The following is a 9,403-nucleotide window of genomic DNA, read 5'->3' on the forward strand; positions in this document are numbered from 1 at the left end:
GCTGCATTGCCGCGAAAACTCCCTTGAAAGCCACTGGGCAGCCCCCATCTTGAGTGTCAGATACGAATTGTTACAGGCGAAGCTCCTGAGAAAAGGAGTACCGCCATGACTCTCAGGAGAAGCACCATGCGCATAGATAAACTGACCAGCAAGCTACAGAACGCATTGGCCGATGCTCAGTCCCTCGCCGTCGGGCGTGGCCACAATGAAATCCATCCTCAGCACTTGTTGCTGGCGTTGCTGGAGGACCGTGATGGTGGCCTCAAGGCACTGGTTAACAAGGCCGGTGGTGATGCTACAGCGCTGATGAGTGGCCTGAGGCGTCAGCTGGATGATCTGCCAACCGTCTCACAGTTCGATGGCAACGTCGCACCTTCTCAGGCACTCGGCAAGTTGTTGAATCTCGCGGACCGCGAGGCCCAGAAGCGCGGCGACCAATTCATTGCCTCCGAGCTCGCGTTGCTAGTCGCGCTAGAGCTGGGCGGTGATCTTGGCAAGCTGTTCATCTCTTCCGGCGTCAAGAAACCAGCACTGGCATCGGCGATTGATGCCCTGCGTGGTGGTGAAGCCGTGGGGGATGCAGACGCGGAGAACAATCGCGAAGCGCTCAACAAGTACACCATGGACCTGACCGAACGTGCGCGTGCCGGCAAGCTGGACCCTGTCATCGGGCGCGATGAAGAGATTCGTCGCACGATTCAGGTATTGCAGCGCCGCACCAAGAACAATCCGGTACTAATCGGTGAGCCGGGGGTGGGAAAGACGGCTATCGTCGAGGGGCTTGCCAGTCGCATCGTCAATGGCGAAGTGCCGGAAGGTCTCAAGAACAAGCGTGTGCTGTCACTGGACATGGGCTCGCTGCTGGCGGGGGCCAAGTTCCGAGGGGAGTTCGAGGAGCGCCTCAAGTCGGTGCTCAAGGAGCTGTCGCAGGAAGAAGGGCAGGTCATCCTGTTCATTGATGAGCTGCATACCATGGTCGGCGCGGGCAAGGCCGAGGGCGCGATGGATGCCGGCAACATGCTCAAGCCGGCGCTGGCGCGTGGCGAGCTGCATTGTGTCGGTGCCACCACGCTGAATGAATATCGCCAGTACATCGAGAAAGATGCTGCATTGGAGCGTCGTTTCCAGAAGGTACAGGTCGACCAGCCCAGTGAAGAAGACACCGTTGCCATTCTGCGCGGCTTGAAAGAGCGCTATGAAGTGCACCACGGTGTCGATATCACTGATAGCGCCATCATTGCGGCGGCACGGTTGTCCTCGCGCTACATCACGGATCGCCAGCTGCCGGACAAGGCGATTGATCTGATTGATGAGGCGGCCTCACGTATCCGCATGGAGCTGGACTCCAAGCCGGAGGAGATGGACCGTCTCGATCGTCGCCTGATCCAGCTAAAGATGGAGCGCGAGGCGCTCAAGAAGGAGACGGATGAAGCCGCGCTCAAGCGTCTCGATGCCCTGGAAGTGCAGATCACTGAATTGGAGCGTGAATACGCGGACCTCGATGAAGTCTGGAAGGCCGAGAAAGCCAGCATTCAGGGTGCGGCCCAGTTCAAGGCTGAGCTTGAGCAAGCACGTATCGATCTTGAGCAGGCACGACGCGCAGGCGACCTCAGCCGCATGTCCGAGCTGCAGTACGGTGTGATCCCCGGGCTTGAGAAACAGATCAGTGAGGTGGGTGAGGGTGAGGCAGACACCTCGACTCACGTATTGCTGCGCTCCAATGTCACTGAGGAAGAGATTGCCGAGGTTGTCTCGCGTTGGACCGGCATCCCTGTTTCCAAGATGCTTGAAGGTGAGCGTGACAAGCTGCTGCGCATGGAAGAGGCGCTGCACGAGAAGGTGATTGGTCAGGACGAGGCGGTAATCGCGGTGGCCAACGCGGTACGTCGTTCACGTGCGGGGCTGTCGGATCCGAATCGTCCCAACGGCTCCTTCCTGTTCCTCGGCCCGACTGGCGTTGGCAAGACCGAGCTCTGTAAATCGCTGGCCAACTTCCTGTTCGATACCGAAGAGGCGATGGTGCGTATCGACATGTCGGAGTTCATGGAGAAGCACTCCGTGGCTCGCTTGATCGGTGCGCCTCCCGGCTATGTCGGCTACGAAGAAGGCGGTTATCTGACCGAGGCTGTGCGTCGCAAACCGTATTCCGTGCTGTTGCTGGATGAAGTGGAGAAGGCGCATCCGGATGTCTTCAATATCCTGTTGCAGGTGCTGGAAGATGGCCGTCTCACCGATGGTCAGGGACGTACTGTCGATTTCCGCAACACTGTGATCGTGATGACCTCGAATCTGGGGTCTGAGATGATCCAGCGAATGAGTGGTCTCAATGGTGTAGTTGAAGGCGAGACAGAAGGCGAAGCTGCTGATAAAGCTGCTTTCCAGTACGACGACATGAAAGCCGCCGTGATGGAAGTGGTAGGCAATCACTTCCGTCCTGAGCTGATCAACCGCATTGATGAGGTCGTCGTCTTTCACGCATTGGGACAGTCGCAGATCGCCTCGATCGCTGGCATTCAACTGGGACGTCTCAAGGCGCGTCTGGCAGATCGCGACCTTGGCTTCGAGATCAGCGATGCGGCCATGGCGTTGCTGGCCAAGGCGGGCTTTGACCCTGTCTATGGCGCTCGTCCGCTCAAGCGCGCAATCCAGAGCCGTATCGAGAACCCATTGGCACATTCGCTGTTGGCCGGTGACTTCGTGCCAGGGGATATCATCCATGTGGCGGAAGAGGGCGGTGAGCTGACCTTCACGCGCTAAAGTCACATCATCATCGACGCCTCGCGGGCGGCTGGCAGTAATGTCCAGCAGGCCGCGGGGCGTTGTCATTTCCGAGGAGTGGTCGTGTTCAGGCAATTACGTACACACTCATGTGAAATTGATGAGGCAGTAAATTGCGAAATAATGACTGATGGTGATGTCTTGCGCATGGATGTGGCGACATTTTGCATCTTTTGCGTGGCTTTTGGCGCAAGCGACGCAAAGTGGCGTAAGGGGCAGTTGACAGCCTCTCGTGGCTGTTGGACTCTTGACCATTCCTGATTGCGGGCGCGGCCTTTCGAGTGACCCTCGAAGTACCGCGTTAAGGACAGACGCTGAGTCTCTGTCCGCCTGTCGAAGGATACGCCGGTCCGGGTACGCCAACCGTACCGACCGGCCATCAGCCCCGACCGCATCCAACCGATGCGACAAGAGTGCAGGCCCTAACCGGGCCTCAGACGCCAGGGTTTGGCATCAGGTGCCGTGACAACACGGCAGCGACATTCAGGTCGCACTCGATCCGGCTTGCGTATTGCCGCCGGACGCACTCGAGACCTCCAGGGGAGAATAATCAAGTGGAATTGCTTTCCGGCGCTGACATGATCGCCCGCGCCCTGCACGACGAGGGCGTGGAATATATTTACGGCTATCCGGGGGGAGCGGCGCTGCATATTTATGACGCCCTGTTCCGCCAGGATAAGGTCCAGCACATTCTGGTCCGTCACGAGCAGGCTGCTACTCATGCGGCTGATGGCTATGCGCGCGCTTCCGGCAAGCCTGGCGTCGTACTGGTGACCTCAGGTCCCGGTGCTACCAATGCCGTGACCGGTATCGCCACCGCTTATATGGACTCGATTCCGATGGTGGTGTTGTGCGGACAGGTCGCCAGTCACCTGATTGGCGAAGATGCCTTCCAGGAAACTGATATCGTCGGTGTGACTCGGCCCATCGTGAAACACAGCTTCTCGATCAGGCACCCGAGCGAAATCCCGGGCGTCATCAAGAAGGCCTTCTATCTTGCCGGTAGTGGTCGCCCCGGGCCGGTCGTGATCGACATTCCGAAGGATATGACGGCACCGACCGAGCGCTATGAGTACAGCTACCCGAAAAAAGTACGCATGCGCTCCTATAGCCCGGTGACCCGTGGCCATAGTGGTCAGATCAAGAAAGCGGTTGAGCTGATGCTCAAGGCGCGTCGCCCGTTGTTCTTCACTGGTGGTGGCGTGGTGTCTGGGCGTGCCTGTGAGGCGCTGACCGACCTGGTCCGCCGTCTCGGCTTCCCGATTACCACCTCGCTGATGGGCATTGGTGCCTATCCGCAAGGCGATCGTCAGTGTCTGGGCTGGCCTGGCATGCACGGCTCCTACGAGTCGAACAATGCCATGCACCATACGGATCTGATCATCTGTATCGGCGCACGCTTTGATGACCGCGTGACCAACAACACCTCGAAGTTCTGCCCGACCGCCAAGATCATCCATGTCGATATCGACCCGAGCTCGGTCTCCAAAACCGTGCGCGCCGATGTACCGATCGTCGGTCCGGCGGACGCCGTGATCAACGAGATGATCAGCCTTGTGCAGGGGCGCGAGCTGGCCAATCCTGAGGCGCTGGCCGCCTGGTGGACCCAGATCGATGGCTGGCGTGCCGAACGTGAAGGCAAGCTCTACGAGCCGGCTGCCCCGGGTGAGCCACTCAAGCCTCAGCAGGTCGTTGAGGCGGTGCACCGCGTGACGCGTGGCGAAGCCTTTGTAGCGACCGACGTCGGTCAGCATCAGATGTTTGCCGCGCAGTACTACAAGTTCGAACTTCCCAATCGTTGGATCACCTCCGGTGGGCTCGGCACCATGGGCTTTGGCTTCCCGGCGGCCATGGGCATCAAGATGTCTTACCCGGATGACGAAGTGGTGCTGTTCACTGGTGAAGGCAGTTTCCAAATGATGATGCAGGAGTTCTCGACCTGTAAGCAGTATGGTGTCGGGGTCAAGATCATCAATCTCAATAACCAGTCGCTGGGTATGGTGCGCCAGTGGCAGGACTTGAACTACAAGTCTCGCCATTCGCATTCCTACATGCAGTCGCTGCCGGACTTTGTCCAGCTGGCGGGTGCCTATGGCTTCCGTGCCATCAAGGTGCACACGGTGGAAGAGTTGGAGCCGGCGCTGGAAGAGGTCTTCCGCAACAAGGACGAGCTGGTGTTCCTCGATGTCTATGTTGACCCGCGTGAACACGTCTATCCGATGCAGGTGCCTCTTGGCTCCATGCGTGACATGCTGCTTACGAAGACGGAGCGGACCTGATGCGACATATCATCTCCATTCTGCTGGAAAATGAACCGGGTGCGCTGTCACGAATCGTCGGCCTGTTTTCACAGCGTAACTTCAATATCGAAACCCTCAACGTGGCGCCGACGGAAGATGCAACGCTGTCACGTCTTACGGTCACCACGGTGGGTGAAGATAAGGTCATCGAACAGATCACCAAGCATCTCAACAAGCTGATTGATGTGGTCAAGCTGGTAGATCTGACCGAGGGCAGCCACATCGAGCGCGAACTGATGCTGGTCAAGGTCAAGGCATTGGGTGCTCAGCGTGACGAGATCAAACGGACGGCGGATATCTTCCGTGCCCAGATCGTCGATATCACGCCGAGCCTCTATACCATCCAGATCACTGGTGACACCGGCAAGCTGGATGCCTTCCTGGCGGCAATGCAGCCGGTGGGCGTACTGGAAGTCGCGCGTACGGGTGTTTCTGGCATTGCACGTGGCGAGAAGGTGCTGAGCCTGTAAGACAGGCATAGGCAAGATCGCAAGATGAAAACGGCGCCCTTCGGGGCGCCGTTTTCATCTGTGCTTCCTTTCTCGGTCTATTGGATTCCGGCGGATGAGGTTTTCAATCGGTGGTGCGTAATGGACTGTTAGGCAGCTCATCCCAGAGGGCGCGCACCAATGGGTGCCGCAAACGCTTCTCCTGCACGCACAGTCCCACCTTGTAAGGTGTCAGCGGCGGATCGACTTCGAGGATACGTACCTGATCGGCCAGCGGAGAGTTGTCGAGCACTATCTGTGGCACCACGCCGATGCCAAATCCCAATCCGACCATGCTGACGATTGCTTCGTTACCGGCGACTTGAGCGTATAAGCGCGGCTTGATGCCTCGCGTATGACACCAGACATCGAAGCGTTCACGTGCGAGACCAGTCTCCGAAAGAATCATCGGCACGCGTGCCCAATCGATACTTGTCTCGTCTGCACCTGTCTCATCGATGCCTTCAAGCTGTTGGCCGGGGCCATCACGGCGTGGGGCGATAAAGCGTAGCGGTGACTCGGCAAAGTCAGTGAAGGCAAGGCGGGCTGGCAGTACATCGGGGCGAGCGGCAATCGCGAGATCCTCATGGCCCATCAATACACGCTCCAGCGCCACTGCCGGGTCACCTGTGTGCAGTTTCAATTCCACATGTGGATGACGAGCGCGAAAGGCGGCGAGAATGTCGTACAAGAAACTATAGCTGGCGGTCACCGAGCAATAGAGAGATAGCTCTCCGCGTAGCTCGTTGCTGTCCTCCAGCAGTGACTGACGTATGTCATCCCACTGATTCAGCAGTTCGCGAGCATGACGTCGGAAGCGTTCGCCGGCGGGCGTCAGAGCGACACTGCGGTTGTCACGTTCGAATAAAGTGACGCCCAGGTCTTCTTCCATGGCGCGAATGGCGCGCGACAGCGCTGAGGCGCTTAGATGGCAGGCGGTACTGGCGCGTCCGAAGTGAAGCGTCTCGGCGAGGGTCAGGAATTGCTTGAGTTGGCGATTGTCCATTCCGAAGGTCCGCTGTCTGTGAGTCCTGGGGTGAATAGCCAATCCCTGTCGTTGCAATAATCGGCATGTGGTAGTGCAAATATAGCATTTTACGCAACGATGGGCGGCGGGTAAGGTGGAGTCATCGCCGCGCAAGAGGGGGACGGCAGACCTTGATCAAAGTCGCAAGACAGGTTTTGATCATCAGGGTGCACGACCTCCCGAGACGCAGAGCGGCCCAGGATAGTTGGTCGTCGGCGCTGGACACTGCTGAACGTTTCTCCCGATAGGCGAGAGACGGCAAGAACAACAGACACGCTATTTCATGATTTCATGCCATCCATTTGTATGGATGTGCCGCCAGGAGCAATGACAATGAAACTTTATTACGACAAGGACTGCGACCTTTCCCTCATTCAGGGCAAGAAGGTGGTCATCCTCGGTTACGGTTCACAGGGCCACGCTCATGCGAACAACCTGAAGGAATCCGGTGTCGACGTCACTGTTGCTCTGCGTCGCAGCTCTTCCAGCTGGTCCAAGGCTGAAACAGCAGGCCTGAAAGTCGCTGAAGTTGAAGATGCCGTCAAGGCTGCTGATGTGGTCATGATTCTGGCGCCGGACGAAAACCAGAAGGCTATCTACGAGAATCAGGTTGAGCCTAACCTCAAGCAAGGCGCGACTCTTGCCTTCGCTCACGGCTTCAATATCCATTACAACCAGGTGGTTCCGCGCGCTGACCTCGACGTCATCATGATCGCGCCGAAGGCCCCGGGCCACACCGTGCGTTCCGAGTTCGTCAAAGGTGGCGGCATCCCTGATCTGATCGCCATCCACCAGGATGCTTCTGGTCAGGCCAAGGAAATTGCCCTGTCTTATGCTGCCGGCGTCGGTGGTGGTCGTACCGGTATCATCGAGACCACTTTCAAGGACGAGACCGAAACAGATCTGTTCGGTGAGCAGGCAGTCCTGTGTGGTGGCGCAGTCGAGCTGGTCAAGATGGGCTTCGAGACCCTGACGGAAGCTGGCTATGCACCGGAAATGGCTTACTTCGAGTGTCTCCATGAGCTCAAGCTGATCGTCGACCTGATGTATGAAGGCGGCATCGCCAACATGAACTACTCCATCTCCAACAATGCGGAATATGGCGAGTACGTGACGGGGACGGAAATCATCAACGAGCAGTCCCGTGTGGCTATGCGTAATGCACTGAAGCGCATCCAGAGCGGTGAATACGCCAAGATGTTCATCCAGGAAGGCAACACCAACTATCCGTCGATGACTGCACGTCGTCGTCAGAATGCTGAACACCCGATCGAGCAGACCGGTGAGAAGCTGCGTGGCATGATGCCGTGGATCACGGCCAACCAGCTGGTCGACAAGTCACGCAACTGATCCTTCCTTCTGGATCTGGCGTGAAATGAGCGGGGCGCTCTCCATCAGGAGGGCGCCCCGCTTGCGTTTATGCGTATCTATCGGTAATGAGTCGATGAGGAAAGTGACAGTCAGCGATGAGGCCGCTAGGGTGTCAGCACTATTCGCGGTCACTGGCAGGTGTAGAATGACGTTACCCTGCCACGACGAGGCAAGATGCAAGGAATCCCATGACTGACGACAATCGACATCCCGGCGCAGAAGATGCACCTGAAGAGCAGCCACGCCGCACCAGTTCCGTGCTGGACAAGGTGGTGGAAGAGTTCACGGATGACAGTGAGGTAGTGGAAGATACGGTTGAGGATGGCAAGCCTGTCAGACGACGTGGTATCTACCTGCTGCCCAACCTGTTTACCACCTCGGCGTTGTTCTCCGGTTTCTTTGCGGTGGTGTGCGCACTGAACGGTGAGTTTGCCAATGCCTCCATTGCCATCTTTGTCTCAATGGTACTTGATGGCCTTGACGGACGAGTGGCACGCCTGACCAATACTCAGAGTGCTTTTGGCGCCGAATATGACAGCTTGGCAGACATGCTGTCTTTCGGCGTGGCGCCAGCGTTGGTCACATTCAGTTGGATACTTCAGGATGTGGGCAAGATCGGCTGGATCGCCGCCTTCGTCTATGTGGCCGGTGCAGCGCTGCGCCTGGCGCGCTTCAACGTCCAGATTGGCTCCACTGACAAGAAGTGGTTCATTGGCCTGCCAAGTCCGGCTGCCGCCGCATTGGTCGCTGGCTGCGTCTGGACGATGCACAACTTTGATGCCGAAACCTTCGCCTTCAAGTCACTGATGGTCTTCGTGGTGGCAGCTGCCGGCATCCTGATGGTGTCAAATATCCGCTACTACAGCTTCAAGGAGATCGATCTCAAGGGGCCGGTGCCCTTCGTGGCGCTGCTCGCTATCGTGCTGGCCTTCGTGGTCATCTCACTGGAGCCGTCCGTGATGCTGCTCGGCCTCTTCGCTCTCTATGTGGCCAGTGGCCCAGTCATGGCGCTAGGGCGCAAGATGCGCAGCAGCAAGCAAGGATAAGCAGGGGAGTGTGATCTCTGATATTCGGCCCCGCCATTCATGGCGGGGCCGAATGCGTTCTTGGGGACTGGAATTCAGGCATGGTGGTGGAAGTTGTTGAGCGCGGCTAAGTAGAGGGTATGTAGTAGGGGCGGAGCAGGATTGGCAGAAAGTCTGTTGAAAGGGGGTAGATAGAAGACGGGGTAGAGAGAAACCATAGAAGGAGCAAAAAGGCAGATGAGAGCCTGGACTGGCGTGGGTAGTGCCTTGCCTGATCAGGCATGACAACTGAATGACAATCTCTTCAAAAAGGCCTTGCGCTGAACCGGTCCGGTGCGTAAAGTACGCATCCGCTGCCGGGGACGCATGGCGTTACCAGCGGTGAAAGAGGTGTGCAGGTGATTGTTTCGATTG

Annotated in this window: 6 protein-coding genes; 5 read left to right on the forward strand and 1 reads right to left on the reverse strand. The window is 57.7% G+C overall.

Translation table 11 applies throughout. The features are described from left to right. Nucleotides 1–126: 126 nt before the first annotated feature. The 3 genes from clpB (at nt 127) to ilvN (ending at nt 5,548) form a co-directional block, all read left to right on the forward strand. The gene (gene clpB / locus CFN46_RS16540; RefSeq protein WP_088744179.1) at nt 127–2,757 is read left to right on the forward strand and encodes an ATP-dependent chaperone ClpB; all 2,631 of its coding nucleotides are present in this window, start codon (nt 127–129) and stop codon (nt 2,755–2,757) included. Between the two features lie 575 nt (nt 2,758–3,332). Continuing rightward, nucleotides 3,333–5,057, forward strand: coding sequence for an acetolactate synthase 3 large subunit (locus CFN46_RS16545; RefSeq protein WP_024951563.1), 1,725 nt, complete (start codon nt 3,333–3,335; stop codon nt 5,055–5,057). Then, entirely contained in the window at nt 5,057–5,548 is a 492-nt protein-coding gene (gene ilvN, locus CFN46_RS16550; protein ID WP_024951562.1) for an acetolactate synthase small subunit, read from the forward strand. Before CFN46_RS16545 ends, ilvN begins: the two co-directional genes overlap by 1 nt. A gap of 103 nt (nt 5,549–5,651) precedes the next feature. On the opposite strand, the gene ilvY is transcribed toward ilvN, so the two are convergent. Further along, nucleotides 5,652–6,572, reverse strand: coding sequence for an HTH-type transcriptional activator IlvY (ilvY, locus tag CFN46_RS16555; RefSeq protein ID WP_024951561.1), 921 nt, complete (start codon nt 6,570–6,572; stop codon nt 5,652–5,654). 354 nt (nt 6,573–6,926) lie between these two features. Between ilvY and ilvC the strand changes: the two genes are divergently transcribed. Together ilvC and pssA are read left to right on the forward strand one after the other, a co-directional pair. After that, a complete protein-coding gene (gene ilvC, locus CFN46_RS16560) occupies nt 6,927–7,943 on the forward strand; it encodes a ketol-acid reductoisomerase (RefSeq protein WP_024951560.1) in 1,017 nt (338 codons plus the stop codon). Between the two features lie 209 nt (nt 7,944–8,152). Next, nucleotides 8,153–9,010, forward strand: a complete 858-nt coding sequence (gene pssA, locus CFN46_RS16565; protein WP_088744180.1) for a CDP-diacylglycerol--serine O-phosphatidyltransferase — start codon at nt 8,153–8,155, stop codon at nt 9,008–9,010. The last annotated feature ends 393 nt before the right edge of the window (nt 9,011–9,403 follow it).

It is taken from the genome of Cobetia sp. QF-1 (assembly GCF_002213105.1).
Taxonomy (GTDB): domain Bacteria; phylum Pseudomonadota; class Gammaproteobacteria; order Pseudomonadales; family Halomonadaceae; genus Cobetia; species Cobetia crustatorum.

Coding starts and splice junctions, on each gene's coding strand:
- clpB (WP_088744179.1), top strand. CDS start 127: ATGCGCATAGATAAACTGACCAGCAAGCTACAGAACGCATTGGCCGAT.
- ilvN (WP_024951562.1), top strand. CDS start 5,057: ATGCGACATATCATCTCCATTCTGCTGGAAAATGAACCGGGTGCGCTG.
- ilvY (WP_024951561.1), bottom strand. CDS start 6,572: ATGGACAATCGCCAACTCAAGCAATTCCTGACCCTCGCCGAGACGCTT.
- ilvC (WP_024951560.1), top strand. CDS start 6,927: ATGAAACTTTATTACGACAAGGACTGCGACCTTTCCCTCATTCAGGGC.
- pssA (WP_088744180.1), top strand. CDS start 8,153: ATGACTGACGACAATCGACATCCCGGCGCAGAAGATGCACCTGAAGAG.